The sequence below is a fragment of the Paraconexibacter sp. AEG42_29 genome (assembly GCF_040581415.1).
Classification (GTDB): Bacteria; Actinomycetota; Thermoleophilia; order Solirubrobacterales; family Solirubrobacteraceae; genus Paraconexibacter.
The window spans coordinates 4,051,352-4,076,651 of sequence record NZ_CP114014.1; the positions used below are offsets into that span (position 1 = coordinate 4,051,352).

A 25,300-nucleotide genomic window follows, 5' to 3' on the forward strand; every position below is an offset into this window, starting at 1 on the left:
CGCGCTCAGCGTTGCGCCGCGCGGAGCCGGCCGCGGACCTGCAGCACCACGAGGGCTGCGCCGGCGACGCCGCCGATCGCGGCCGCGGCCACCGGGCGCGTGATGCCCGGGATCCAGTTCTTGGGGTCGCGCATCGCCGACAGCTCCCACGACTCGAGCTCCTGCTCGGCGAGGTCGGCGATCGAGGTGAGCGTCTGCTCGAGGTGCTTCGACAGGTTCTCGGGCGGGTCGACCGGCGCGAGGGCGCGCTGCAGCAGCGCCTCGAGGTCGAACTCGCTGCCGAACAGCGTCTCGGCCATCACGCCACCCTCCGCGCCCGGCCGCGCACCGACGGGTCGGTGACGGCGGTCGCCCAGGCGGCGGCCGGCGCGTCGCCGTCGATGACGGCGGCGAGCCCGGCGAGGGTCGGCGCACGGACCCCGGCCTGCTCGAGAGCCTGCGCCAGGAGCGGCACCGCGTGGAGCGCCTCGGCAGTCTGGCCGAGGGCGGGCTCGATCTCGGCCCGCGCGACACCGCGGCCCAGCAGCTCACCGGCGCGCCGGTTGCGGGAGCCCGCCTCGACGACGGTGGCGACGAGGTCGCCGGCGCCGGCCAGGCCGGTGAACGTCTCCGGACGGCCGCCGCGGGTCAGCGCGTAGGCACCGATCTCGCCGAAGACCTTGCCGGCCGCGGCTCCGGCGGCGTTCGGCCCACCCGCGGCCGCCGCGGACGCGGCGAGGACGGCGGCGTTCTTGGCCGCCGCCGCCAGCTCGACCCCGACGACGTCGGTGCTGGTCTCGATCTGGAAGCCGGCCGCGACGAAGACCTCGCGGAGCTGCTGCAGGAAGGCGGGATCGGCGCTCGCGGCGACCAGGGAGCCACCGTTCGCGACGGCGTCCGCGGCGTGGCCGGGCCCGGCCAGGCAGCCCACGGCCTCGGTGCCGACCCGCGCGCTCACGTAGTCGACCGGGGTCTGGCCGTCGCCGGTGACGAGGCCCTTGGAGAGCACCAGGACACCGGCGCGGGAGCGAACGCGGGCGCCGTGCTCGGCCACGGCGGCGGGCAGCGCACGGGCGGGGACGGCGAAGACGACGAGGTCGGCGGCGTCCAGGTCGAGGTCCGCGGCGCGGACGACGCGCAGCCGCTCGGGCAGTGCGACGCCCGGCAGGTAGCGGGCGTTGACCCCGGCGGCGGTGACCGCGTCGGCCTGGGCGGACGTCCGGCAGCCGAGCTGCGTCTCGATGCCCGACCGCTGCAGCGCCACGGCGATCGCGCTGCCCCACGACCCGGCGCCGACCACGACGGCGCGGCGGACCGGCGGCAGGCCACCGAGCCACTCCCACTGGAGCATGACGTTCGGCCAGATGCGGTCGGCGACGGCCCCCGCGAGCTCGGCGCTGGGGTTCTCGACCTTGGGGAAGTGCAGCGGCTTGCCCGCGCGGATCCGGACCTTGTGCGGCCGGATCTTCCAGCCGCTGCGGATCCGCTCGGTGCCGATGACCGCGAGCGGGACGATCGGCGCGCCCGTCTCGAGCGCGAGGCGACCGACGCCGCGCTTGGGGCGACCGAGTGCCCCGGGGCGCACCCGAGTCCCCTCGGGGAAGATCAGGACGCAGTCGCCGCGCTCGAGGATGGCGCGGGCGGTGCCCATCGCGTCCTCGTCGGCGTTGCCGCGGTTGATCGGGAACGCGCCGAGCGAGTTCAGGAACCAGCCCTGCAGCCGCTGGCTGAACAGCTCCCGCTTGGCGACGTAGTACATCGGGCGCCGGACCATCGTGGCGATGACGAACGGGTCCAGGAAGGAGCGGTGGTTGGCCGCGAAGATGATCGGGCCGCTCTCCGGGATGTGCTCGCGGCCGATGCGGCTCAGGCGGAAGTACACATGGAAGAACGGCTGGAAGAGCCCGCGGACGAGCCAGTACACCAGCGGGTTGACCCCGTTGTTGCGTGCTCGATCCAGGTGGGCGTTGCTCGGCATCGATTGGCATACCCATGCCGGGCGTCGAGGGTTACAGTGGGCGGCATGCCGATCGACCGTGCCAAAACCGCCCGCGGGGCCATTGCCGGAGCTGTGGCGGCGGTGGTCTGGGCTGCCCAGCAGCCGCTGGACAAGCGGGTCTTCGACGTCGACTACGACGACTGCGAACTGCTTGGTGCGGCGGTCACGGACGGCGCCGCGGTGACCCCGGTCGGCTGGGCGCTGCACACGCTGAACGGGGCGGCGTTCGGCGCGGCCTACGCCGTCGCGGCGCCGCGGCTGCCGCTGCCGTCGTGGGCGCGCGGCCCGGCGGTCGCGCTCGTCGAGAGCACCGCGGTCTGGCCGGGCACGGCGTTCATCCCGTCCCTGCACCCGCGTGGCAGCCGTTTCCCGAAGCTCTGGGGCTCGCGCAACGCCTTCCTGCAGGCCACGTGGCGCCACCTGCTCTTCGGCGTCGTCCTCGGCGAGCTCGAGCGGCGCCTGAACGCCCCCGACGTCGAGGAGGTCCCGCCGTCGTACGAGCACGTGGTCTCCACCAACGGGCACGGCAGCATCGAGCACGCGATGGTGACCATCACCCCGGTCGCGAACGGGGCAGCCGACGACGACGACGAGGACGACGAGTAGCCGTCGCCGTCAGAGGTCGAGGTGCAGCTGCGCCGTCGGCTTCAGGGGCTCGGGACGCGGCGGGGCGTCCGGCGTCCCCGCGGGCTTGAACACCTGCAGGACGTCCCGTAGCGCCAGCGGCCGCGCCGGCCGGCCGTCACAGCGCTGCACGGTGATGCGCCCCAGGCGCGTGCCCTGGACGACTGCGTGGAACCGGCCCGCGCTGTCCTGGGCGAGGACGAGGTCCCCGGGGCTGATCCGCACTGAGCTCATGAGTCCATCCGAGAGGGTACGGCGTGGGCAGGCGGCGGGCCGGGCGGACGCGTTCAGCGGGTGAGCATGGTGTCCAGGAGGACGTCCGGGTTGCGGTCCTGGAAGAACTGCAGCACGAACGGGCTCTGGAAGACCGCGAGGCGCGTGCCGTCCGTGCGGACGAGGACCTCGGCCTGGGAGTGGTGCTTCAGCGCCGCCTCCCCGGTCTCGTCGGTGCGGCGGGCGGTGGTGTAGGGCGTCGGCTCCAGGCGGATCGCGGCCCCGAACTCGGTCTTCATCCGCTCCTGGGCCACGTCGAACTGGAGCTGGCCGACACCCCCGAGGACCGGGGTCGGGTCGCCGTTCACGCGCGAGAGCAGGTGGATGACGCCCTCCTCGTCGAGCTGCTGCAGGCCCTTGCGGAACTGCTTCACGCGGCCCGTGTCGGCGTTGCGGGCGAAGGCGAAGAGCTCGGGGGCGAGGCTCGGGATCGGAGGGAACTCGACCGGCCCCTCCGCGTAGAGCGTGTCGCCGATCGTCAGGTCGAGCGCGTTGACGACGCCGATGACGTCGCCCGGCCAGGCCTCTTCCAGCGCGCTGCGCTCAGCGGCGAAGACCTCGTGCGCGTAGGACATCGTGAACGGCTTGCCGGTCCGCTGGTTGATGACCTTCATGCCGCGCTCGAAGTGCCCGGAGCAGATCCGCAGGAAGGCGACGCGGTCGCGGTGGCGCGGGTCCGAGTTGGCCTGGATCTTGAAGACGAAGCCGCTGAACGGCGCCTGCAGGGGGCGGTGGCCGCCGTCGACGTCGATGTGCGGCGCCGGGGCCGGGGCGAGCTCCATCAGCGCCTCGAGCAGCAGGCCGACCCCGAAGTTCGAGACCGCCGAGCCGAAGAAGACCGGTGTGGTCTCGCCGGCCATGAACGACTCGTGGTCGTGGTTCGCCCCGATCGCGTCGAGCAGCTCGACCTCCTCCTGCGCGGTCGCCCAGGCCTCGCCCTCGGTCGCCGCGGCCTCCTCCGGCGTGAGGATCGTCGTCGGGACGATCTTGCTGCCGCCGGCGACCCGCTCGAAACGGTGGAAGCTGCCGGTGCGGCGGTCGATCACCCCGCGGAACGCGCCGGGGATGCCGACGGGCCACGTGAGCGGCGTCGGCTTCAGGTGGAGCGTCTCCTCGATGTGGTCCAGGAGGTGCAGCGGGTCCAGGCCGGGCCGGTCGTACTTGTTGATCAGCGTCAGCAGCGGGATGTTGCGGGCCTTGGCGACCTCGAACAGGCGCAGCGTCTGCGGCTCCACGCCCTTCGCGCCGTCGAGCAGCATCACAGCGCTGTCCGCGGCCGCGAGCACCCGCAGCGTGTCCTCGGAGAAGTCGCGGTGGCCCGGGGTGTCGAGCAGGTTGAACGTGACGTCGCCGACGGTGAAGTGCAGCGCAGTGCTGGTGACCGAGATCCCGCGGCGGCGCTCGAGCTCCATCCAGTCCGACGTGACCTCCCGGCCGCGGCTCTTCGAGCGGACCGACCCGGCCTCCTGGACGGCGCCGCCGTACAGCAGCAGCTTCTCGGTCAGCGTGGTCTTGCCGGCGTCGGGGTGGGAGATGATCGCGAACGTCCGGCGGGACGACGCGGCCTCGAGCGTCGCGCGGTCGGCGTTGCTCGTGGGCTCCTCGGGGCTGCTGGTGGTCGGCGGGGTCGACATCGGCGGTCGCCCACGGTAGAGGACGGCCCGTCGCCGCGGTCTCCGCGCAGCCGGCGAAAGCCTCCACCGGGAATCGAACCCGGGTACCTCGTTTACAAGACGAGTGCTCTACCACTGAGCTATAGAGGCGCGCGGCGGCAGTCTACGCCAGCGCTTCAGAGCGTCCCGCCCACCGCCTGCGTGATCCGCAGGGCCACCTCCGGTTCGAGGTCCCCGAAGTCCAGACGGCGACCGGCCTTCGTCCGGACCCGCACGCTCGCCGTCTTCCGGCGCCGCGGCCAGGCGAGCTTCGACTCGACCCGCTGCACGTCGCGGAAGCGCAGCGACCGGACGCGGTGGGTGGGCTGGTCGTCGGCGAGCCACAGCAGGCGGCGGTCGGTGAGCGCGAGCAGTGCCTCCGGGCTCGCCCAGGTGGCGACGGGGACGACGAGCGCCACCTGCTCCTGCCGCTCGAGCGCAGCAAGAAGCTCGTGGCCGAGGGCGCGCCGGGTCGCCTCGGGCAGCCAGTCGCCGCGCGGCGGCCGCCCCGGCGCCGCCGCCGCGTCGCTGCCGCCTCCGTGCTGCTCGCCGGCTGCGCTCTCGACGCTGCCGGCGGTGCCCGCCCGGTCGCGAAGCTCATCGAAGGCCGCGTTGATGCGGGCCATGACCTCGGCCGACCGCGGGTCGCCGGCGACGTCGGGGTGGTGCGCCTTGGCCAGCGCGCGGTAGGCCGCGGTGGCCTCTTCGATCGAGGCGTCCGCAGGCAGGCCGAGGACGGCATGGGGGTCCATCGGCGCGGGTGTCCCGTTCAGGCCCGTCGGCGGCCGGTCATCGCGGGGACGGTAGCGGCCGCGGTCCGGTTCCGGGGGCGTGCCGGCCCCGATCCGGGGGCAGGCCCCACCCCGCGGTGCGCCACAATGCGGCTCGATGGCCACACCCCTCCCGCCGGACGCGCTCGTGCCCGTGAAGCCGAGCCTGCGCGGTGTCTCGCACCAGATCGCGTTCTTCGTCGCGATCGGGCTGGGCGTCGCCCTGGTGCTCACGGCCCCCGGTGGCCGCGCGACCGCGACCGCCGCGGTCTACGCCGCCGGCGTGTGTGGCCTGTTCGGCATCAGCGCCCTGTACCACCGGCGGACGTGGGCCACCGAGCGCGCGCGGGCCTGGATGCGCCGGCTGGACCACTCGATGATCTTCGTCTTCATCGCGGCGACCTACACCCCCGTGGCGGTGCTGGCGATGCACGGGACGCTGGGGACCGTGATCTTCGTCGTGGTCTGGTCGGGCGCGCTGGCCGGCGTGTCGATCTCGCTGATCTGGCCGCACGCGCCGAAGTGGCTGAGCGCCCTCGTCTACATCTCGCTCGGGTGGGTCGCGGTCGCGGCGATGCCCCAGCTGTGGGACGAGATCGGGCCCTGGAGCGTCCTCGGTCTGGCGCTGGGCGGGGTCCTCTACACGGCGGGCGCCGTGGTCTACGCGCGGGGACGACCCGACCCGCGGCCTGCGGTCTTCGGGTACCACGAGATCTTCCATGCCTGCGTCGTGGTCGCAGCAGGCGTGCACTACGCGGTCATCGCGTTCGCGGTCCTCCCGCGCGGCTGACGCCACCCGCCGTCCCCCAACCGTCTGACGACCAGTTTTGGCCGTCCTGGCAGCCAAGACTGGTCGTCAGACGAAAGAACGTCGCCTGCCGCTCGCCTCCTGGCGCTCGACGACGACGTCGACGTGTGACATTCTTACGTTGGATGTCACAACGTCACGCACAGTTGCCGCCCGCCGCGCCGGGACCCGATCCGCTGGACCCCGCCGACGGCGCCCTCCTCGATGCTGCCGAGGCGTGCGTCATGGCCGTCGGCATGAAGCGCACCACGCTGACCGACGTCGCCCGCCGCGCCGGTGTGAGCCGCATGACCGTCTACCGCCGCTTCCCCGACGTCGAGGCGCTGCTGCAGGCGCTCATGACCCGCGAGTTCCTCGCCGTCCTGGGGAACACGGTCCGCGAGGACGGCTCCAGCGCCCGCGAGCGCCTCGCCCGCGGATCCGCCCGCGGCGTGAAGCTGCTCAGCGAGCACGCGCTCTTCAACCGCCTGATGGACGTCGACCCCGAGCTGCTGCTCCCCTACGCGTTCCACCGCTACGGCGCCTTCCAGCGTGCGGTCCTGGGCGCCTACGGCACGGTCATCCGCGAGGGCATCGCCGAAGGGTCCATCCGCGACGCCGACCCCGAGCTGCTCGCCGCCACGCTGGAGCTGATGCTGCGCGGCCCCGTCCTCGCCGCCCGGACCGAGGAGGTCAGCGCGTCCCGCGACGCCATCTGCGCCCAGCTCGAGACGATCATCGACCTGGGGCTGCGGCCATGATCCGCCACACGCCCGGCCGGGGCTCCGCCACGCTGAACGGCGACCGCCGCACCCGCGAGCTCGAGGCCCTCGCCGCCGGTCGCGCGGTCGACGTCCTCGTGGTCGGCGGCGGCATCACCGGTGTCGGGGTCGCGCTCGACGCCGCCACCCGCGGCCTCTCGGTCGCCCTCCTCGAGCGGGACGACCTGGCGAGCGGGACCAGCCGCTGGTCCTCCAAGCTCGCGCACGGCGGCCTGCGCTACCTCGCGAAGGGGGACGTCGGCGTCGCCTGGGAGTCCGCGGCCGAGCGCGCGATCCTCGTCGACCACACCGCGCCCCATCTGATCCGCGCGCTCCCGCAGGTCCTGGCGCTGCGCGACGGGGTCTCGCCCGCGGTGGGTGCGATCTGCGAGGCCGGCATCCGCATGGGCGACGGACTGCGGTTCGCCGCCCGCACCAGCGGCCGGCGCCTTCCGCGCGCCCGCCGCATCTCCGCCGCCGAGGCGCTGCGCTGGGTCCCCGCACTCGATCCCCATGGCCTCCGCGGAGCGCTGCTGAGCTGGGACGGGCAGCTTGAGGACGACGCCCGCCTGGTGGTCGCCCTCGCCCGGACCGCGGCGCAGCACGGCGCGCGCATCATCACCCACGCACCCGTGACGGCACTGCACGCGGACGGCGCCGACGCGGTCTGCGCGCTCACGGGGCAGGCCGTGCGGATCCGGGCGCGCCACGTCGTCAGCGCGACCGGGGTCTGGGCCGGCGAGCTGGCCGCCGGCGTGAGCCTGCGCCCCAGCAAGGGCTCGCACCTGCTCTTCCACGCCGGGCGCCTGGGCGATCCGGCGGCCGCGCTGAACGTCCCGGTCCCCGGGCACTTCGGCCGCTTCGTCTTCGCGCTGCCGCGGCCGGACGGCCTCGTCCTGGTCGGCCTCACCGACGAGCCGTACGACGGGCCGCCCACCGCCGCCCCGGCGGTCGAGGAGCACGAGGAGCGCTTCCTCCTGGAGACCATCTCCGCCGCGCTCGACCGGCCGCTCGCCGCCGAGGACGTCGTCGGCCGCTTCGCCGGCCTCCGTCCGCTGCTCGACACGAGCGAGGCGGACGGGGACGGCGCGACCGCCGACGTCTCGCGCCGCCATGCCGTCATCGAGGACCCCGGCACCCGCGCGCTGACGATCGTCGGCGGGAAGCTGACGACCTACCGCCGGATGGCGCAGGACGTCGTCGACCGGATCGCCGCGCGGCCCGGAGTCGCCGCCGGCCCGTGCCTCACGCACCACCTCCCGGTCGTGGGCGCGCAGCCTCCGCAGCATCGCGAGCCCGGCGTCCCGGCCGGCCTGACGCGCCGCTACGGCGCCGACGCCCCCGCCGTGCTCGCCCTCGCCGACGGCCGCCCCGAGCTGCTGGAGCCGCTGGCGCCCGGCGTCCCGGCGATCGGCGCCGAGGTCCGCTGGGCGATCGAGCAGGAAGGCGCGCTGACGGCGGAGGACGTGCTCGACCGCCGGACGCGCATCGGCCTGATCCCCGCGTGGCGCGCGGCGGCGGAGCCTGCCGTCCGTGCGCTCCTGGCCGAGGCCGGCCTTCCGGTGGACCCTCCGCCCACGGCTCCGGTCCGCTCGCCGGACGCGACCGGACCTGCCGCCTGGGCGCCCGCCCGGAGCTCGGGGACGCTCAGGTGAGCGTCGACGGACTCGCCCGGGCTGCCGACGCGAAAGGACTCCGATGAGCGCTGAGCCCGCGCCCGCGACCGCCGACGCCGCGACGCCCGCTGCTGACACCGGGACCCGTCCCGGCCCGCCGCAGCCGCGCCAGCGCTGGTGGGGCTGGGGCGTGGACGGCCATGACGGCCCGCTCCCCGAGGGCGCGGCCAAGCTCCTGGCTGCCGAGCTCGGCGACGGCGGTGAGCGAGTCGAGCCCGTCGCGCTGGACGCGGTCGTGGTCCCGCCGTCGACCCTCGCCGCCGCCGCACGGACGGCGCTCCAGGACGTCGTCGGCGCGCCGTTCGTCACGACCGACCACGCGCAGCGCGTCTCCCACGCGGCGGGCCGGAGCTACCCGGACCTCGTCCGGCTGCGGACCGGTCATCTGGAGCACGCCCCGGACGCCGTCGTCTTCCCCGCGGACGCCGTCGAGGTGGCGGCGGTCCTACAAGTCTGCGTCGCGCACGACGTGGCCGTCGTCCCCTTCGGCGGCGGCAGCAGCGTGGTCGGCGGAGTGGAGGCGCTGCGCGGCGGTAGGTCCGCCGCCATCTGCCTGGACCTCACGCGGCTCGACCAGCTCACGTCCGTGGATCCGGTGTCCGAGCTCGCGACGCTCGGCGCCGGCGTGTACGGCCCGGATGCCGAGGCCCTGCTCGGCGAGCACGGCCTCTGCCTCGGCCACGCGCCGCAGTCGTTCGAGTTCTCGACGGTCGGCGGCTGGGTCGCCACGCGGTCGTCCGGCCAGTCGTCGACGGGCTACGGCCGGATCGACGCGCTCGTCCGCGGGCTGAAGGTCGCCACGCCGTCCGGCGAGGTCACCGTGCACCCGTTCCCGGGGACCGCGGCGGGGCCCGCGCTGCGTGAGCTGCTCGTCGGCTCCGAGGGGACGCTCGGCGTCATCACCGAGGCGACGCTCCGGGTCCGCCCGACCCCCGCCGAGCGGCACAGCGAGGCCTACGCCATCGGGAGCTTCGCCGCCGGCGTCGACGCGGTCCGCGACCTCGAGCAGGCCGGGGCGGCCGCCGACGTCACCCGGCTCGCCGACGAGGAGGAGACACGGTTCAACCTCGCCGCCGGCGGGACCGCGGCGAAGGCGCTCGGCCTCTACCTGAAGGCCCGCGGCCGCGGCCGGCCTTGCATCCTGATCCTCGCGTTCGACGGGGACCCGGACACCGTCCGCGAGCGCCGCCGGCGCGCCGGCCGGATCCTCGCCCACCACAACGCGGTCGCGCTCGGCCACGAGCCGGGGGCCGCCTGGGAGTCCGGGCGCTTCCACGGCCCGTACCTGCGCGACGAGCTGATGAGCGCCGGCTACCTGGTGGACACGCTCGAGACGTCCGCGCCGTGGTCGTCCCTGCTGGACGTGTACCGCGGCGTGGGCGCGGCGCTGCGGGCCGCGCTCGAGGCACGAGGCACGCCGGCGCTGGTCGGCTGTCACGTCAGCCACCTCTACCCGACCGGCGCCTCGCTCTACTTCACCTACCTCGCCCGCTCCGAGCGCGGGTCGGAGCTCGCCCAGTGGCAGGCGGCCAAGCACGCCGCGAGCGACGCGATCGTAGCCGCAGGGGCGACGATCACGCACCACCACGCGGTCGGCGTGGACCACGCGCCGTGGCTCGGCGCCGAGGTCGGCCCACTGGGCCTGGAGCTCCTGCGGGCCACGAAGGCGACGCTGGACCCGACCGGGATCATGAACCCGGGGAAGCTGCTGCCGTAGCCGGCTCGGCGGCCGGTCGCCCCCGGCGGCGATCTGGAACCATCGGTCAGATGCGCATCACGAAGACCACCGCAGCCTCCGTCCTCGCCGCGATCGCCCTCCTGGGCGCCGGCTGCGGGAGCGACGACGACGACGGCAGCAGCGCCGGGGGCAGCGCCGACACGGCGCTCGCGAAGGCCGAGCTCGCCAAGCAGGCCAACGCGATCTGCCGGAAGTTCAACGCAAGGATCAAGGCGCTCCCGGCCCCCAAGACCGAGAAGGGCCTGCCCGCGTACTTCGACAAGGCGCTCCCGATCACGCAGGAGGCCGGGCGCGAGCTGAAGGCGCTCGAGCCCGCGGACGACGTCAAGGCGACCTGGGACGGACTGCTGAAGGACTACGACACGCTCGTGGCCACCACCGCCAAGGCGACCGCCGCGCTCAAGGCGAAGAAGCAGAAGGAGTACGACGAGATCCGCGGCCAGATCGCGCTGCTGAACGGCAAGTCGAACCAGAAGCTCGACGCCTTCGGCGCCGTCGACTGCGGCAGCAAGGCCGACGCCTGATCGCAGCCGGGGGCCTGCGGGTAGCGTGAGGGGATGCGGACCGCGATCGCCACCTGTGCCCAGATGCCGGACGGCTTCCAGGAGGACGACCTGGCGGCGGCACTGCAGTCGACATGGGTCGTCTGGGACGACCCCGAGGCCGACTGGGCGGCGTACGACACCGTGCTGGTCCGCTCGGTCTGGGACGCGGACCGGCGCCGGGACGAGTTCGTCGCGTGGGCACACCGGATCGCGGGCAGCACCCGCCTGCTGAACCCGGCGGCCGTCCTGGAGTGGAACACCGACAAGCGCTATCTCGCCGAGCTGCCCGCGGCGGGGCTGCCGACCGTGCCGACGGTGTTCCTCGAACCGGGCCGGCCGTTGAGCGATGACGTCCTGGCCGAGCTCGGCACCCCCGCGGAGCTCGTGGTCAAACCGGCCCAGTCCGCCGGCGCGCGCGACACCGGCCGCTTCGCGCTGCCTGCGGGGTATGGGGACGCGGCCGCGCTCGCTGCGCGAATCCACGAGCAGGGCAAGGCCGTGATGGTCCAGCCCTACCTCGCCGCCGTCGACGAGATCGGCGAGACGGCGTTGCTGTACTTCGGGGGCGCCTACTCGCACGCGATCCGCAAGGGCCCGATCCTCGAGGTCGGTGCGGAGCTCGTGACGGACGACGGCGCGGCCGACCCGGACATCAGCGCGCGCGAGCCCTCGCGGGCCGAGCGCCGTCTGGGGGATGCGGCCATCTCCTGGCTGATCACGCGCTTCGGCGGTCCGCTGGCGTACGCCCGGGTGGACCTCCTGACGGACGGCGACGGCGAACCGGTCGTCATCGAGCTCGAGCTCACCGAGCCGCAGCTGTACCTGCCCTACGGCGACGGGGCAACCGCGCGGCTGGCCAGCGCGGTCCGTGCGCTGTCGAGCGCGCGCTGACCCAGCCGCGGCGGGCTCAGCCGGGTCTGGGGCTCAGACCGCGAACCACGTGTCGCCGGTCCGGCCGAGGCGGATCTCCCGCGTCTCGTCCCCGAAGACCGCCTGGAAGACGGCCTCGTCGGCCTCGGTCCCGGGCTTGTCGATCACCTGGACGAGGTGCAGCGCGTCCGGGGTCGCCGGGCCGGCGGCTGCGAGCGCCGCGGCGTCGAGCGCCTCGCGCGCCCAGCCGTTGTCCTCGGCGTGCGCGGCCGCCAGAGCGGCGTTGGCGGCAGCGAGTCGCTCGAGCAGCAGCGCCTCGCGCCCTTCGGCCCGGCGGCGGGCGATGCGCGCCCCCACGACGACCACCACGACGACGAGCGCGGCGACGGCGAGCAGGACGATGTCGAGCGTCTTCACCGCGCCAGCGTATCCCGGCCGCCGCAGCTGCTCCCGCGCGGGACTCCGCTAGTTAAGGACGGCGCGGCTGCCGAGGTGCAGCCCGATCTTCCGCTTCACGCGCTGCAGGGCGTTGTCGACGGTCTTGGTGTCGCAGCCGATGCGCTCACCGACCTGCTCGTACGAGTAGCCGTCGAGGTAGAGGGCAAGCACGCGCGACTCGAGCTCCGACAGCGCGCTGGACAGGCAGTCGACGAGCGAGCGCAGCTCCTCGGAGCTGATCACCTGGTTGACGGGGTCGTGGACCGACGGCCCGGGGATGATCTCGTCGAGGGTCGGCTCGCCGTCCATCGCACTCGACGGGCTCGAGGAGAACGACACGTACTGGTTCAGCGGCGTGTGCTTGTTGCGCGTGGCGGTCTTCACCGCGGTGATGATCTGCCGCGTGATGCACAGCTCCGCGAAGTTGCGGAAGCTCGACTCGCGGTCGGTGCGGTAGTCGCGCACCGCCTTGTAGAGGCCGACGAGGCCTTCCTGGATGAGGTCGTCGCTGTCCCCGCCGGCCAGGAAGTACGAGCTGGCCTTCAGCCGTACGAAGCCGTAGTAGCGCCGGACGATCCGGTCGTACGCGGTGGGGTCGCCCTGCTTTGCGAGGGCGATCAGGTAGCCATCTTCAACCTGAAGTTGACCCTGAGTTTGGGAGGAAATACGAGCCACGAGTCGGTCCTTTCGACCTGCCTCACGGCAGGGTGATTGACTCAGTGGCGCACTCCTCCCCTGGCGCCAGCTGAACAAACCTGCAGGTTTCTCAACCTCAGGTTGACAGTTATTGCGGCGAACCTAACTGTCTCGAGGGACCGCGTCAAGGGCATCGGGACGATATGCAAGGTCCGTTGCACCGCCGGGCAGGAAAACGGGGTCCGACGGCGTCCGCGGCGGTGGTCGGGCGGACCGCCGCGCCCGCCGGGCACCTCCCGGTCGCGGCACCCGAGTCCGCGTGGTGCTCGTCAGGCGGCGTCGGGCGCGCAGCGCAGGCAGGCGCGAAGCCCGTAGCGCCGCGCAGCCGCCGGGTCGGGCAGGTAGACCACGCTGGCGCGCAGCGGCCGCCCGGCACACGAGGGTCGGCAGTAGACGCCGGTCGTCCTGACCCCGACGACGAAGCGGCCGTCGGCCGTCGCATCGCGCCGCTCGACGGCCGCCCAGCAGGTGTCGTCGTCCAGGTCGAGCGCAGCACCCGCGACACGCGCTTCATGGGTCAGCAGGCGCCGTTTGGCCTCCACGCCGCCGGCGTACCCGGTCAGCGCACCAGACGCACCCACGACCCGGTGGCAGGGGACCACGATCGAGATCGGGTTGCGACCGTTCGCGGTCCCGACGGCGCGGGCGGCTCCCGCCCCCAGCCCGAGACCGGCGGCGATGCGGCCGTAGGTCGTCGTGGTGCCGTGCGGGATCGCCCTCAGAGCGGCCCAGACGCGCTCCTGCAACGGGCTGCCCGCCGTCCGCAGCGGGACGTCGAAGTCAGTGAGCTCGCCCGCGAAGTAGGCGTCGAGCTGCCCCCGGACCACGCCGAGCACCCCACCCGCGTCGCGGACGCCGGGGCCGCGGTCCGGGCCGCCCCTGTGCGCCGGCAGGTAGAGGCCGCGCAGGTGGTCGGTCGCGTCCGCGACCAGCAGGAGCGCGCCGAGCGGACTGGCGACGGTGTCGTGGCGGAGCTGGCTCATACGGGGAGAACGCCGAGCAGGCCCGATCCGTGAGGTGTGCCGTCGGCGCTCGATGTGCCACCACACGCCACCGGCGCACGTGGTGGCACATCGACGGCGAGTCAGCCGCGGGCGCGGACCGCCTCGTAGAGCAGTGCCGCCGCGGCAGCGCTGACGTTGAGCGACTCGATCGACCCGCGCAGCGGCAGCGCGACGAGGGCGTCGCAGCTGGCCGCGACGCGCGGCCGCAGGCCCTTCCCCTCGGCGCCCATCACCAGGACGACCCCGCCGGTCCAGTCGATCTGGTCCCACGGGCGGGCGGCTTCCTCGCCGGCGGCCCCGTAGATCCACAGGCCCGCAGCCTTGGCCTCGGCGAGGTAGTCGGCCAGGTTCTTCACCCGCGCGATCGGCAGGTGCTCCACCGCGCCGGCGGACGCCTTGCCGGCGGCCGCTGTGACCTCGGCCGAGCGGCGCTCGGGGATGACGAGCCCCGTCGCCCCGGCGCACTCCGCCGTCCGCACGATCGCCCCGAGGTTCTGGACGTCCTGCACCTCGTCGAGGGCCACCAGCAGCGGCGCGTCGCCGCGCAGGAGTCCGGCCGCGTCGGCGTAGGGGAAGCGCCCGGCGATCGCGCAGACGCCCTGGTGTCCGTCCGAGCCGCAGCGCGCAGCGATCTCGTGAGACGCCGCCACGCGCACGTCGGCCCCGCGCAGCCAGGGCTCGCGGGCCGTCGGCTCGGTCGCCCAGATCGAGCGGACCGGCCGCAGCTTGGCCCGCAGCGCCTCGTGGACCGCATTGCGCCCGTAGATCACATCCGGGGACGACGCGCCGCCCTCGCCGCCGCTGCGCTCGCGCTCCCCGGGACGCCCCTGGCCGCGCTCGCCCGGACGGGAGTCGCCGGCCTCACCCGCGCGGCCACCCGCTCGCTTGTCGGCCCAGGGCGGAGCGCCGGCGTCGTCGTGCCGGCCGCCGCCCTTCTGCTGCGGGCGTCCGCCACCGCTGCGTCCGCCTCCGCCGCCGGGACGACCACCCGGACCGCCGCCGGCCGAACGTCCACCGGAACCGGCACCGCCCGCTGGGCGCCCACCAGGACCGCCGCCACCAGCCGGACGTCCACCCGAACCACCGCCACCGGCGGGACGGCCACTGCCACCCGCCGGGCGTCCACCCGAGGCGCCGCCCCCCGCAGGACGGCCGCCGGAGCCACCCGGGCGTCCGCTGCCACCGCCGCCGGACCGCCCACGGCCCCCGCCGCCCCCGCCGGAACCCGAGCCCGAGCCGCCGCCGGAACCCGGTCCCGAGCCACCACCACGCGGGCTCATGCCCTGATCAGTTCGTAGCCGGCGGCAACGTCGCGCACGACCCAGCCGAGCGCAGCGATCGCGTCACGCAGCCGATCGGATTCCGCGAAGTCCTTCGCCGCGCGTGCCGCGACACGCTCCTCGGCCAGCGCCACGACCTCAGCGGGCGGACCGTCCACCTCCGCGTCCAGGAGGTTCGCCAGCCCCAGGACGTCGAGCATCTCGCGCAGGTCAGCGCCCCCGACTGCGGTCTCGGACGAGTTCGCGGTCCGCACCCAGTCGAAGACCGCCGCGAGGGCCCGCGGGGTGTTGAAGTCCTCGGCGAGCGCGGCGAAGAACGTCTCCTTCAGCGGCGCGGACCACTCAGGTGACGGCCCGTCCCCCAGGCGGCGCCCCGCCTCCCGGACGCGGCGCACGCGGGCCGCCGCGTCGGCGAGCGTCGTGTCGTCCAGCTGCAGCGGCCCGCGGTAGTGCCCGCCGCAGAAGAACATGACCGTCGCGTCGCGGCCGTGAGCCTCGAGGATCTCCGGCAGCAGCGCGATGTTGCCGACCGACTTCGCCATCTTCTCGCCGCCGAGCTGCAGCATGCCGTTGTGCATCCAGATCTGGGCGAGCTCGGCGCCGCGGCCGCAGCGGGTCTGCGCGGCCTCGTTCTCGTGATGCGGGAACGTCAGGTCGTTGCCGCCGCCGTGGATCTCGAAGCCGACCCCGAGCAGCCCCTCGGCCATCGCCGAGCACTCGATGTGCCAGCCGGGCCGGCCGCGGCCCCAGGGCGTGTCCCAGGCCGTGTCCTCGCCCTCCTTCTGCGCCTTCCAGAGCGCGAAGTCCAGCGGGTCCTCCTTGCGCGACAGCCCCTCGCCGCCCTCCCCCTGGTCCATGTCCTCGATCTGCCGGTGCGAGAGCGTGCCGTACGCGCTGTCCGCGCGCACCCGGAAGTAGACGTCGCCCTCGACGGCGTAGGCGGCGTCGCGCTCGAGCAGGGCGCCGATCAGGTCGACGATCCCGTCGACGTACTCCGACGCGAGCGGCTCGTGGTCGGGTCGGCCGAGGCCGAGGCCGTCGGTGTCGGCGAAGTAGTGCGCCGTCATCTCGTCTGCCAGCTGCTGCGACGGCACGCCGAGCGGCCGCGCCGCGTCGTAGATCTTGTCGTTGACGTCGGTGACGTTCGCCACCAGCGTCACGGCGTAGCCCTCGTGCTCGAGGAACCGCTTCAGCAGGCTGTAGACGACGAACGGCCGCGCGTTGCCGATGTGGATGCGGTTGTAGACCGTCGGCCCGCAGGCGTAGATGCCGACCCGGCCGGGCTCCCGCGGGGTCAGGGGCGCGAGGGCCCCGCTGTGGGTGTCGTGCAGGCGGATCGGACGCATCGCTCCCGCAATCTACGCGGGTCCGGCGACCCGTGGCGTGCCCCGGGTCAGCGTGGACCGCGGTCGACCGGCCGACCGGCCACCGTGTAGTACCGGCGGAAGTTCTCCGTGGTCCACGTGCGCTCGTCCAGGACCTGCTTGACCTTCGCGATGTAGGTCTCCGCGGACCCGTCGTGCCAGCGGCCGGACGCCCACACCCCCAGCGAGCCCCAGAGGTCCCCGGACGTGTAGCCGCGGCCGTTCCCGTCGACCGTGTTCAGCCACGTCTGGCGACCGTCGTAGAACGCCCGGACGATGGCGCCCCAGTAGTCGGCGTTGAACGCGGCGTCGCGCTGCATGAACGGCAGGCAGCAGTGGTACGGGCGCCGCATCTGGAAGAGGCCGAACGAGTCGCCGTTGTCGCCCAGCGTGCTCATCACCCAGTAGCTCTCGACGACGGCGACGGCCCGCGCGAGGTCGACCGGGATCCGGTGCTTGAAGGCGGCCCACTGGATGACCTGGTCGGTCGTGCCGGCGTACTGCCCGCTCACGCGGCTGCGGTAGGGCATGTCCGACTGCCGCCGGAAGCGGGCCAGCTGGGCCTTCGTGGGCCGGCGGTGGGTCGCCGCACGGTTCTCGGGCCGCAGCTCCGGACGCTTGAAGACCAGGCGCGCGGCGGCACGAGCGCTGCGCGGCGGCGCGCCGACCTTGCCCATCCGGGCCTCGGCGTTCGCGGACGTCGTGACCGGCCGTGCCGCTGCTGCCGCCGCGGGGGCGCCGACGCCGGCGGTCATCAGCAGGAGCGGGACCAGGATGATGAGCAGCGCGCGGCGCACCACCCCATGGTGACGCAGTGCGGACGTGAGCCCGCCGGTTCCGCCGCCGGGCTGTCAGTCCTCGAGCCGGGCGTCCTCGAGGTCGAGGTCGCGCTCGATGCGCCGCATCATCTCGTCGTTGATGAAGCCCTGGTTGCGCAGCCGGATGATCTCGCCCCGCTCGGCGTTCAGCACCTCCCGCCGGAGTCGCTGGTACGCCTGGGAGCGGCGCTCGATGTCGCCGTCGTCCTCGTCGTCGAAGTGTGCGCTGAAGCGCTTGACGCGGTACTCGTAGAGTCCCCGCATCCGGTCGGCGGTCTCGTTGCGGACCCACGCCTCGTCGGCCAGCTCGTCGATCCGCGAGATCGCGGCGTCTGCAGCGCGCAGTCGCGCCTTGCTCTCCCGCAGGCGGTGGGCGTCCTCGTCGTCCTCGACGTTCAGGGCTCGGATCAGCGGCCCGAGCGTCAGGCCCTGCACCACGACCGTGACGAGGATCGTCACGTAGACGATGAAGATGATCAGGTCCCGGCCGGGGAACGGGACCCCGGCGTCCGTGGTCTCGGGGATGGCCAGAGCCGCGGCCAGCGACACGGCGCCGCGCATGCCGGTGAACGCGACCAGGAAGGTGTGACCGATGTCGGGGACGGGGGTGCGGTCGCGGATCCGCGCGCTGAGGATGCGCGGCAGGTAGGTGGTGGGAAAGACCCAAAGGAAGCGGACCACCACGATCGTGGTCGCGATCAGCAGGCCGTAGAGGACGAGCGTGCCGTCGTCGGTCCCCTCGCGGGCGGCCTCGACGACGTGCGGCAGCTCCAACCCGACGAGGACGAACAGCGCCGCGTTCATCAGGAACACGAGGATCTCCCAGAACGCGAACGCCTGCATCCGCGTCGCCGGCGTGATCAGCTGCGGTGAGCGCCAGCCGAGCCAGATGCCCGCGACCACGGCCGCGAGCACCGCGCTGACCCCGAGCGCTTCCGCTGGGAGGTACGCGAAGTACGGCGTGAGCAGGGAGATCGTGATCTCGGTCGGAGGATCGTCGAGCCGCGCGCGCAGCCAGGCGATCACGACGCCGACGCCGATCCCGATGGCGATGCCGGCGGCTGCGCTGTAGGCGAACGTCCCGAGCGCGTCGACCACAGAGAACGACCCCGTCAGCACCGCGGCGACGCCGAAGCGGTAGGCGATCAGTGCCGTCGCGTCGTTGACCAGGCTCTCGCCCTCCACCACGGTGATGAACCGGCGGGGCGCCCCGGAGCGGCCGGCGATCGCGGTCGCGGCGACCGGGTCGGTCGGCGACAGCACCGCTCCGAGCGTGAACGCCGCCGCCCACGACAGCTCGTCGATGACGAGCTTTGCGACGACGCCGACCACGAGCGAGGTCACCACCACCAGCCCGATGGCGAGCATCGAGATCGGCCGGATGTTCGCGCGCAGATCGCTGAGCGAGCTGAAGAACGCGGCCGAGTACAGCAGCGGCGGGAGGAAGATGACGAGGACGAGGTCCGGGTCCAGCGACGCGTCCGGCGACCCGGGCATGAAGCCGAAGAGCCCGCCGCCGACGACCAGCAGGATCGGATACGGCAGGCCGGACCGCTGCGCGGCCAGCAGGAACAGCGCGACGGCGACGAGCACCCCCAGCAGCACGAGGTCCAGGTGGTGGCCCTCGGAGGTGGCGAGCGTCAGCACGGACAAGCACTGCAGGCTATTAGCCGCGGTTCGCGCGCGCACCCACGACACCCTGACGCACTACCAAAAAAAGGCCAATCGTCAGCCCAGGTGTGTGGGCATACGAACACCATCTCGACCCTTGGAGGGGCCATGCACCGTTCGCTCGAGGCGCGCTCGCTCGTCGCGCTGACCACCACTGCGGCCATCGCGGCCGGCGCCGCGATCGCCGTCGCGCAGGAGTCGGCGCCGGCGGCGCCGCCCGTCGTCGCGTACACGCTCGGCAAGCTGAAGAGCACGCCGTCCGGCCCCGCGACCGTCCCGGCCGGCGCGGTCCGCTTCAAGGTGTCCACCAAGGTCAAGGGTGAGCACGGCTTCCAGGTCTTCCGGCTCGCGGACGGGGCCGACGTCGCGGCCGCGCAGAAGGCCGTCCGCTCGATCAGCAACGGCACGGCGTTCGAGAAGCTCAAGGACATCACCGCCGTCGGCGGGACCGAGGTCAGCGTGGCCAAGCCCGGCGAGGCGACGTTCGAGCTCACTCCGGGCAACTACCTCTTCGCGGACTTCAGCGACGAGAAGGTCAACCCCACGACCCCGTTCGTCGTCCCGGCCGCCGGCGCGACGCCGCCGGCCGCGCTGCCCGCGGCGACCGCGACGCTCTCGATGTTCGACTACAAGTTCGAGGTCGCCGGGAGGCTGCCGCGGAACGGCGATCTGCGGATCGTCAACAAGGGCAAGCGCAACCACATCCTCGTCACGTTCAAGGCCCAGAACCCGGCCGGCGCAGCGCGGCTGGCCAAGGCGTTCAAGGCGAGCAACGAGAAGGCCGCCGGCAAGGAGATCCGCGGGAACGCCACCGGGGCGAACATCATCGGGCCCGGCGTGACCCAGGACCTGGCGTTCGACGCCAAGCCGGGCAGCTACGTCTTCGTCTGCTTCTACGAGAGCAAGGCGTCCAAGGGCAAGGAGCACAACGTCCTCGGCATGGTGAAGACCGCGACGGTCAAGTAGCGACGCGGGCGACGGTGACGGTCGCGAGGGCGGCGACGCCCTCCTCGCGGCCGACGAAGCCGATCCGCTCGCCCGTGCTCGCCTTGATGTTGACCTCGTCGTCGGCCAGCCCGAGGGCCGCGGCGAGGTTCGCGCGCATCGTGGCGCGGTGGTCCTTCAGCTTCGGGCGCTCCATGACCACCGTCGCGTCGGCGAACGTCGGCCGCCAGCCCGCGGCGGCGGCGCGGGCCACGCTCTCCCGGAGGAGCGCCAGCGAGTCGGCGCCGCGGAACGCCTCGTCGGTGTCCGGGAAGTGCTGCCCGATGTCGCCGAGGCCGGCCGCGCCCAGCAGCGCGTCGGTGATCGCGTGCGCGAGGACGTCGGCGTCGGAGTGGCCGTCGAGGCCGAGGCCGTCGGGATGCTGCAGCTCGACCCCGCCGAGGATCAGCGGACGGCCGGCGGCGAGCCGGTGGGAGTCCCACCCGATCCCGGACCGCACGGTCATCGCGTCATCCGATCGGCTCCATGATGCGCATCCGGCGGTCGAAGGTCGCGAGCTCCGTGACGCCGAGGTCGGCCAGGTACAGCAGCGCGTCCTGGTAGCCGTACCCGAGGTGCTCCGGGGTGTGGGCGTCCGAGCTCAGCGCGATCGGGTTGCCGGCCTCGATGCACATCTCGAGGAACCCGGGGGCCGGGTAGATCTCGTTGACCGGCTTGCGCAAGCCGGCCGTCGACACCTCGATCGTGATGTTCGACGCCGCGATGCCCTCCATCGCGAGCTCGTAGTAGTTGCGCAGGTCGTCCTCCGGGAAGGGCCGCGTCCGCCCCCAGTGCTTCACGAGGTCGGGGTGGGCGAGCACGTCGAAGAGGCCGCTCATCGCCGCCTCGCCGAGCCAGGTGAAGTACGTCCCCCAGACCTTCTCCGGCGAGTTCTTCGAGTCCCAGATGTCGTAGGTCGCCATGTCCAGCGCGTAGTCGCCGAGGAAGTGGATCGACCCGATGACGTAGTCCCAGTCGCGGGCGTCGAGGAGGTCCGCCATGCGGTCCTCGGTCCCCGGGATGAAGTCGGCCTCGATGCCGAGGCGCAGGTCGGTGTCCTCGCGGACGAACGCGCAGTACGCGTCGATGTCGTCCTTCGCGCTGCCCCGCCAGAGCTCGTGCTGCCAGACGTCAAGGGCGGCCGTGAAGCGGTAGATGTGCTCGCTCACGCCGAGCTCGGCGATGCCGCGCTCCTCGGCGTGCTCGCGGTAGACGGCGGCGTTCTCGGGGGTGAAGAAGTCGGCGGCGTCGCTGCCCGGCCCGTCCGGGCGCAGGTGGACGTGGTAGTCGGTCAGCATGCGCGGCGGATTATCCCGGTCCGGCCGTGGCGGCGTCCGCGCGCAGCCGCTCGGCGAGGACGAGCTCGGCGAGCCGCAGGTCCTCGGGCGTCGTCACCTTGAAGTTCTCGCGGGAGCTGGGGACGACGCGGACGGTGCCGCCGGCCGCCTCGATGAGCGAGGCGTCGTCGGTGGCTGCGGCCAGCACCGCGTCGTCCTGGGCGAGGACATCCCGGAGCGCCGGCGCCCGGAAGACCTGCGGTGTCTGGATCGCCCACAGACGCGAGCGATCGAGGGTCCGGACGACGTCGTGGCCGTCCGCCTCCTTGATGGTGTCGGTGACCGGTGCCGCGGCGATGGCGGCGTCCACCCCGTCCCCGAGGCCGTCCAGGCACGCCCGCACGATGTCGGCCGTCAGCAGCGGCCGGGCCGCGTCGTGGACGAGGACGACGGCGGCATCGGCCGCCGCGGTCAGCGCCGCGCGGACCGAGTGTGAGCGCTCGGCGCCGCCGTTGACGCCGATGCACCCGTCGGGCGCCGCGTAGCCCTGCGGCAGGGCTACCACGATCCGCTCGACCCCGGCGGCACGGAAGGCGTCCACCGACCAGTCGAGCATCGGGCGCCCCCCACAGACGACGAACGCCTTGGGCCCAGAGGACCCAAGGCGCTCGCCACGGCCGGCGGCGACGATCAGCGCAACCGGCTCACGCATGTGTCGGGCGGTCCGGCCGGCGGCTCAGACCTTCGCCGCTGCTGCGGCGGCGGCCACGTGCCCGCCGGCGGACTCGGACAGCAGGTCGTCGAGGTACGCCTCGGCCTCGTCCTCGGACTTCTCCAGCGCGTACATCAGCTCGGAGGCGAGGATCTTCTTGGCACGGGTGTACATCTGCTTCTCACCGGTGGAGAGGCCCTTGTCGTGCTCGCGGATCGCCAGGTTGCGCACGACCTCGGCGAGCTCGTGGATGGAGCCCGTCTTGATCTTGTCGCGGTTGTGCTTGAAGCGGCGGTTCCAGTTCTTCGGCATCTCCGAGAGCTCGTCCTGAAGGACCGCGAGGACCTCCTGGATCGTCTTCTCGTCGATGATGTGACGCAGGCCCGCGATCCCGGCGTTCTCGCACGGGACCATCACGGTCATGTCGTTGTGGAGGATCTTGATGGTGAGGTACTCGCGCTCCTCACCGAACATCTTCTTGACTTCCTTCTTGAGCACCTTGCCTGCTCCGTGATGCGGATAGACGACGTGGTCGCCGATATCGAAGTCGATGTTCACGATCACCGGGAGCTCGAGGTCCTCGTCGGTGAACTGGTCTTCGGTCATCTCAGGAATGGTGTGCTCCTTGGTCATCCGGCCGCGGTCCCGCGGTCGGTGGTGCGGTGGTGCAAAGCCGCCTGCGTCTTGCCGGCGGGTGGGTGCGGCTGGTCCTACGTCTGCAGATAGCGGTCCACGAGGTTGATCTCTTGCAACCGGCGAAGACCCTCGCGGATGTCCTTCGCCCGGATCTCTCCCACTCCCTCGACCGTCTCAAGCTCTGCGTCGGTCGCAGCGAGCATCTCGTCCAGACCGCCGAACTCCTTGACGATCTGCTGCACGACGAGCTTGGGAAGGCGGGGAATGCGACCCAGGATCCGGTAGCCCCGCGGGGAGACCGGATAGTCCAGGGTGTTGAGCTTGCGGTCGTACCCCATGAGCTCGGCCAGGCGGCCGAAGTCCAGGAGGTCCTGGTGCGGAAGTCTGCCCACCTGGTCGAGGGCGGAGGCGAAGGCCTCGTCGCTGTCCTCGGCGAGGTAGTCGTGGACGAGGGCGGCCTTGTCGGCGGCGGTGCCGACCATGGTCTCCTCGAGCTGCATCTCGATCAGACGGCCCTCGCGGCCGAGCTCGACGATGTAGCGCTCGATCTCGACGGCCATGCGCGTCACGAGCTCGGAGCGCTGGAGGACCGTCAGGACGTCGTGCAGCGTGGCGCCGCCCTCGAACTCCAGGGCGGTCAGGCGGGTGGAGACCTGGTCCAGGCGCGTGCGGTACTTGTCGAGCGTCGCGAGCGCCTGGTTGGCCTTCGCGAGCACCACCGGGATGTCCTCGAGGATGTACTTCGCCCCGTCGACGTACAGCGAGACGACCTCGCGGCGCTGCGACACGGCGATGACGAGCGCGTCGGTCTGCTTGGAGACGCGCTCGGCGGTGCGGTGGCGCGTCCCCGTCTCGAGCGTGAGGATGGTCGGGTCCGGCATCAGCTGGACGTTCGCGATGACGATCTTCGTCGCGTTGGCGTTCAGCGCGATCGCGCCGTCCATCTTCGCGACCTGGTAGAGCGTCGCCGGCGTGTAGTCGATGTCGAGCTTCATGCCGCCGGAGAAGAGGAAGCTCAGCTCCTCCGGGTCGCCGATCATGATCAGACCACCCGTGTGGGCGTGGAGGATGTCGTCGATACCCTCACGGAGCGCCGTACCGGGTGCCACCATCTCCAGTGCCTTGACGAGCCGGGGCTCTTGACGAGTCTCGAGCTCGTTGGGTTCATCCCCGGATCGCTGCGCCATCTAGGTCGATTCTACCAGGCTTTTCGACCTTTCTTGATGTCGCGTTTAGGCCCGGCGCAGGGCACGGACGCGCCAGAAAGTCAAGCCCGCCGGGTTTCGCCCGTGCGGTCAGGCCCAGAGCCCGCCGCCGCGCCGGGGGCGAGGACGGACTTCAGCGCCGCCCGCAGCGTCGGGGTCCGCGCCGGGGACACCACGGTCGCGAGCCCGAACTTGCGCGCCTCGTCCATGCGCCGGTCCGCGTGGGCGACGGTCCGCAGCTCGCCGGTCAGGCCAACCTCGCCGAAGCAGGCCGCGGGCAGCTTGCCGTCCGCGCTGCCGAGGGCCACCCCGCGCTGGGCGCTGGCGACCGCCAGCGCGATCGCGAGGTCCGCCCCGGGCTCGTCGACGCGGACCCCGCCCACGACATTGACGAAGACGTCGGCAGTCCCGACCCCCACGCCGGCGTGGCGGCCGAGGACCGCCAGCACGAGGGCGAGCCGGTTGCGGTCGATGCCGTTCACCACCCGCCGCGGCGGGACCAGCTCGCTCGGCGAGACCAGCGCCTGCACTTCGACCAGGAGTGGGCGCGAGCCCTCCATCGCCGCGAGGACGACGCTCCCCGGCTTGCGCGTCGCCTCGGACACGAAGCGCGCACTGGCGTCGAGGACCTCGACCAGGCCGCCGGACATCATCTCGAAGACCCCGGCCTCGTTCGTCGAGCCGAAGCGGTTCTTGAGCGCGCGCAGCGTCCGGTACATGCGCTCGCGCTCACCCTCGAACTGCAGCACGCAGTCGACCAGGTGCTCGAGGACCCGCGGGCCGGCGAGCGACCCCTCCTTGGTCACGTGGCCGACGAGCAGCACCGCGGTCCCCGACGGCTTGGCGACCTGCATGATCCGCGCCGCGACCTCGCGCACCTGGCCGACGGATCCCGGCGCGCCGCTGAGCTCAGCCGCGTGCAGGGTCTGGACCGAGTCGATGACCACGACGTCGGGCTTCTCCGCCTCGATCGTCGCCAGGACGGTGCCGAGGTCGGTCTCCGCGAGGACCGGGACGTCGAGGGCCGCGCACGACGGCGTGAGCAGGCGCTCGTGGCGCAGGCGGATCTGCTGGGCGGACTCCTCACCGGACACGTACAGGACGTCCCGCCCTGCCGCCGCGAGGTTCCCGAGCGCCATGCCGGTCAGCGTCGACTTGCCGATGCCGGGGGAGCCGCCGAGCAGCACCAGCGACCCGGCGACGAGACCCCCGCCGAGCACGCGGTCGACCTCGCCGATCCCGGTCTTCAGCCGTGGGGCCCGGCTGGTGTCGACGTCCTTCAGCCGTGTGACCGCGGCCGGTCTGGCCCCGCCGCTGCCGCGGAGCCGCGACCCGCCCCCGGCTGCCGTCGCGACCGGGGCGGAGCGCTCCTCCACCATCGTGTTCCACTCGCCGCAGCCCGGGCACTGACCCATCCAGCGGGGCTCGCGCTGGGCGCAGGTGGAGCAGACGTGGATCGTGGTCGGGCGGGCCATGAGGTCGCTCCACGGTAGGCCGCGGACCGGACGATTCCACGCTTCCGGCACAGCTCCGCAGCGGTG

General features: G+C 73.0%; 26 protein-coding genes, 1 tRNA gene and 1 pseudogene. 8 read left to right on the forward strand and 20 right to left on the reverse strand.

The features are described from left to right. Window positions 1-5 precede the first annotated feature (5 nt). Together DSM112329_RS19670 and DSM112329_RS19675 are read right to left on the reverse strand one after the other, a co-directional pair. Window positions 6-299: a hypothetical protein gene (locus tag DSM112329_RS19670; RefSeq protein ID WP_354698260.1), complete on the reverse strand. Its 294-nt coding sequence runs from the start codon at window positions 297-299 to the stop codon at window positions 6-8. Further along, on the reverse strand, window positions 299-1,957 hold the full coding sequence (locus tag DSM112329_RS19675) for a 1-acyl-sn-glycerol-3-phosphate acyltransferase (protein ID WP_354698261.1): 1,659 nt from the start codon (window positions 1,955-1,957) through the stop codon (window positions 299-301). Before DSM112329_RS19675 ends, DSM112329_RS19670 begins: the two co-directional genes overlap by 1 nt. A 45-nt stretch (window positions 1,958-2,002) precedes the next feature. On the opposite strand from DSM112329_RS19675, the gene DSM112329_RS19680 reads away from it, so the two are divergent. Beyond that, window positions 2,003-2,584 (forward strand): hypothetical protein, encoded by a 582-nt coding sequence (locus tag DSM112329_RS19680; protein WP_354698262.1) that lies wholly within the window; start codon window positions 2,003-2,005, stop codon window positions 2,582-2,584. Window positions 2,585-2,593: 9 nt separating this feature from the next. On the opposite strand, the gene DSM112329_RS19685 is transcribed toward DSM112329_RS19680, so the two are convergent. The 4 genes from DSM112329_RS19685 to DSM112329_RS19700 form a co-directional block, all read right to left on the reverse strand. Further along, window positions 2,594-2,836, reverse strand: a complete 243-nt coding sequence (locus DSM112329_RS19685) for a hypothetical protein (protein WP_354698263.1) — start codon at window positions 2,834-2,836, stop codon at window positions 2,594-2,596. 53 nt (window positions 2,837-2,889) lie between these two features. Next, the gene (locus DSM112329_RS19690; protein ID WP_354698264.1) at window positions 2,890-4,509 is read right to left on the reverse strand and encodes a peptide chain release factor 3; all 1,620 of its coding nucleotides are present in this window, start codon (window positions 4,507-4,509) and stop codon (window positions 2,890-2,892) included. Window positions 4,510-4,567: 58 nt separating this feature from the next. Beyond that, a tRNA-Thr gene (locus DSM112329_RS19695) sits at window positions 4,568-4,638 on the reverse strand. A 26-nt stretch (window positions 4,639-4,664) separates the two neighbouring features. Then, window positions 4,665-5,279: a J domain-containing protein gene (locus tag DSM112329_RS19700; protein ID WP_354698265.1), complete on the reverse strand. Its 615-nt coding sequence runs from the start codon at window positions 5,277-5,279 to the stop codon at window positions 4,665-4,667. A gap of 136 nt (window positions 5,280-5,415) precedes the next feature. Here DSM112329_RS19700 and DSM112329_RS19705 point away from each other — a divergent pair, with 136 nt between their 5' ends. The 6 genes from DSM112329_RS19705 (at window position 5,416) to DSM112329_RS19730 (ending at window position 11,695) form a co-directional block, all read left to right on the forward strand. Continuing rightward, window positions 5,416-6,087, forward strand: a complete 672-nt coding sequence (locus DSM112329_RS19705; RefSeq protein WP_354698266.1) for a hemolysin III family protein — start codon at window positions 5,416-5,418, stop codon at window positions 6,085-6,087. 143 nt (window positions 6,088-6,230) lie between these two features. Beyond that, entirely contained in the window at window positions 6,231-6,845 is a 615-nt protein-coding gene (locus DSM112329_RS19710) for a TetR/AcrR family transcriptional regulator (protein ID WP_354698267.1), read from the forward strand. After that, window positions 6,842-8,500, forward strand: coding sequence for a glycerol-3-phosphate dehydrogenase/oxidase (locus DSM112329_RS19715; protein ID WP_354698268.1), 1,659 nt, complete (start codon window positions 6,842-6,844; stop codon window positions 8,498-8,500). The genes DSM112329_RS19710 and DSM112329_RS19715 overlap by 4 nt, the downstream gene beginning before the upstream one ends. A 43-nt stretch (window positions 8,501-8,543) precedes the next feature. Further along, complete coding sequence (locus DSM112329_RS19720) at window positions 8,544-10,238, forward strand: FAD-binding oxidoreductase (protein WP_354698269.1); 1,695 nt, start codon at window positions 8,544-8,546, stop codon at window positions 10,236-10,238. A 50-nt stretch (window positions 10,239-10,288) separates the two neighbouring features. Continuing rightward, complete coding sequence (locus DSM112329_RS19725; RefSeq protein ID WP_354698270.1) at window positions 10,289-10,783, forward strand: hypothetical protein; 495 nt, start codon at window positions 10,289-10,291, stop codon at window positions 10,781-10,783. 33 nt (window positions 10,784-10,816) lie between these two features. Beyond that, complete coding sequence (locus DSM112329_RS19730) at window positions 10,817-11,695, forward strand: hypothetical protein (RefSeq protein ID WP_354698271.1); 879 nt, start codon at window positions 10,817-10,819, stop codon at window positions 11,693-11,695. 33 nt (window positions 11,696-11,728) lie between these two features. On the opposite strand, the gene DSM112329_RS19735 is transcribed toward DSM112329_RS19730, so the two are convergent. The 8 genes and pseudogenes from DSM112329_RS19735 to DSM112329_RS19770 all read right to left on the reverse strand — a co-directional run bounded on the left by DSM112329_RS19735 (window position 11,729) and on the right by DSM112329_RS19770 (window position 18,921). Then, window positions 11,729-12,091 carry a hypothetical protein gene (locus DSM112329_RS19735; protein WP_354698272.1) on the reverse strand — a complete coding sequence of 121 codons (363 nt, stop codon included), beginning with the start codon at window positions 12,089-12,091 and terminating at the stop codon, window positions 11,729-11,731. A gap of 48 nt (window positions 12,092-12,139) precedes the next feature. Further along, on the reverse strand, window positions 12,140-12,787 hold the full coding sequence (gene sigH / locus DSM112329_RS19740) for an RNA polymerase sporulation sigma factor SigH (protein ID WP_354698273.1): 648 nt from the start codon (window positions 12,785-12,787) through the stop codon (window positions 12,140-12,142). A gap of 290 nt (window positions 12,788-13,077) precedes the next feature. Then, a complete protein-coding gene (locus DSM112329_RS19745; protein ID WP_354702502.1) occupies window positions 13,078-13,350 on the reverse strand; it encodes an Ada metal-binding domain-containing protein in 273 nt (90 codons plus the stop codon). Further along, window positions 13,327-13,791 (reverse strand): annotated as a pseudogene (locus DSM112329_RS19750) (methylated-DNA--[protein]-cysteine S-methyltransferase); the annotation flags it as partial. The gene DSM112329_RS19745 and the pseudogene DSM112329_RS19750, both read right to left, overlap by 24 nt. Window positions 13,792-13,892: 101 nt before the next feature. Then, entirely contained in the window at window positions 13,893-14,582 is a 690-nt protein-coding gene (gene rlmB, locus DSM112329_RS19755) for a 23S rRNA (guanosine(2251)-2'-O)-methyltransferase RlmB (RefSeq protein ID WP_354698274.1), read from the reverse strand. A gap of 506 nt (window positions 14,583-15,088) precedes the next feature. Further along, window positions 15,089-16,438, reverse strand: a complete 1,350-nt coding sequence (cysS, locus tag DSM112329_RS19760; protein ID WP_354698275.1) for a cysteine--tRNA ligase — start codon at window positions 16,436-16,438, stop codon at window positions 15,089-15,091. 47 nt (window positions 16,439-16,485) lie between these two features. Continuing rightward, entirely contained in the window at window positions 16,486-17,253 is a 768-nt protein-coding gene (locus tag DSM112329_RS19765) for a hypothetical protein (RefSeq protein WP_354698276.1), read from the reverse strand. Window positions 17,254-17,307: 54 nt separating this feature from the next. Next, window positions 17,308-18,921 carry a Na+/H+ antiporter gene (locus DSM112329_RS19770; RefSeq protein ID WP_354702503.1) on the reverse strand — a complete coding sequence of 538 codons (1,614 nt, stop codon included), beginning with the start codon at window positions 18,919-18,921 and terminating at the stop codon, window positions 17,308-17,310. A gap of 132 nt (window positions 18,922-19,053) precedes the next feature. Here DSM112329_RS19770 and DSM112329_RS19775 point away from each other — a divergent pair, with 132 nt between their 5' ends. Next, window positions 19,054-19,911 carry a hypothetical protein gene (locus DSM112329_RS19775; RefSeq protein WP_354698277.1) on the forward strand — a complete coding sequence of 286 codons (858 nt, stop codon included), beginning with the start codon at window positions 19,054-19,056 and terminating at the stop codon, window positions 19,909-19,911. Here the strand turns inward: DSM112329_RS19775 and ispF are convergent. The 6 genes from ispF to radA all read right to left on the reverse strand — a co-directional run bounded on the left by ispF (window position 19,904) and on the right by radA (window position 25,234). Continuing rightward, the gene (ispF, locus tag DSM112329_RS19780) at window positions 19,904-20,395 is read right to left on the reverse strand and encodes a 2-C-methyl-D-erythritol 2,4-cyclodiphosphate synthase (RefSeq protein WP_354698278.1); all 492 of its coding nucleotides are present in this window, start codon (window positions 20,393-20,395) and stop codon (window positions 19,904-19,906) included. The genes DSM112329_RS19775 and ispF overlap by 8 nt on opposite strands. A 4-nt stretch (window positions 20,396-20,399) precedes the next feature. Next, entirely contained in the window at window positions 20,400-21,227 is an 828-nt protein-coding gene (locus DSM112329_RS19785) for a histidinol-phosphatase HisJ family protein (RefSeq protein ID WP_354698279.1), read from the reverse strand. 10 nt (window positions 21,228-21,237) lie between these two features. Further along, window positions 21,238-21,918, reverse strand: coding sequence for a 2-C-methyl-D-erythritol 4-phosphate cytidylyltransferase (gene ispD / locus DSM112329_RS19790; RefSeq protein WP_354698280.1), 681 nt, complete (start codon window positions 21,916-21,918; stop codon window positions 21,238-21,240). Window positions 21,919-21,942: 24 nt separating this feature from the next. Further along, window positions 21,943-22,524, reverse strand: coding sequence for a CarD family transcriptional regulator (locus tag DSM112329_RS19795; protein WP_354698281.1), 582 nt, complete (start codon window positions 22,522-22,524; stop codon window positions 21,943-21,945). Window positions 22,525-22,628: 104 nt separating this feature from the next. Next, a complete protein-coding gene (gene disA, locus DSM112329_RS19800; RefSeq protein WP_354698282.1) occupies window positions 22,629-23,741 on the reverse strand; it encodes a DNA integrity scanning diadenylate cyclase DisA in 1,113 nt (370 codons plus the stop codon). Between the two features lie 80 nt (window positions 23,742-23,821). After that, a complete protein-coding gene (gene radA, locus DSM112329_RS19805) occupies window positions 23,822-25,234 on the reverse strand; it encodes a DNA repair protein RadA (RefSeq protein ID WP_354698283.1) in 1,413 nt (470 codons plus the stop codon). Window positions 25,235-25,300: the final 66 nt, after the last annotated feature.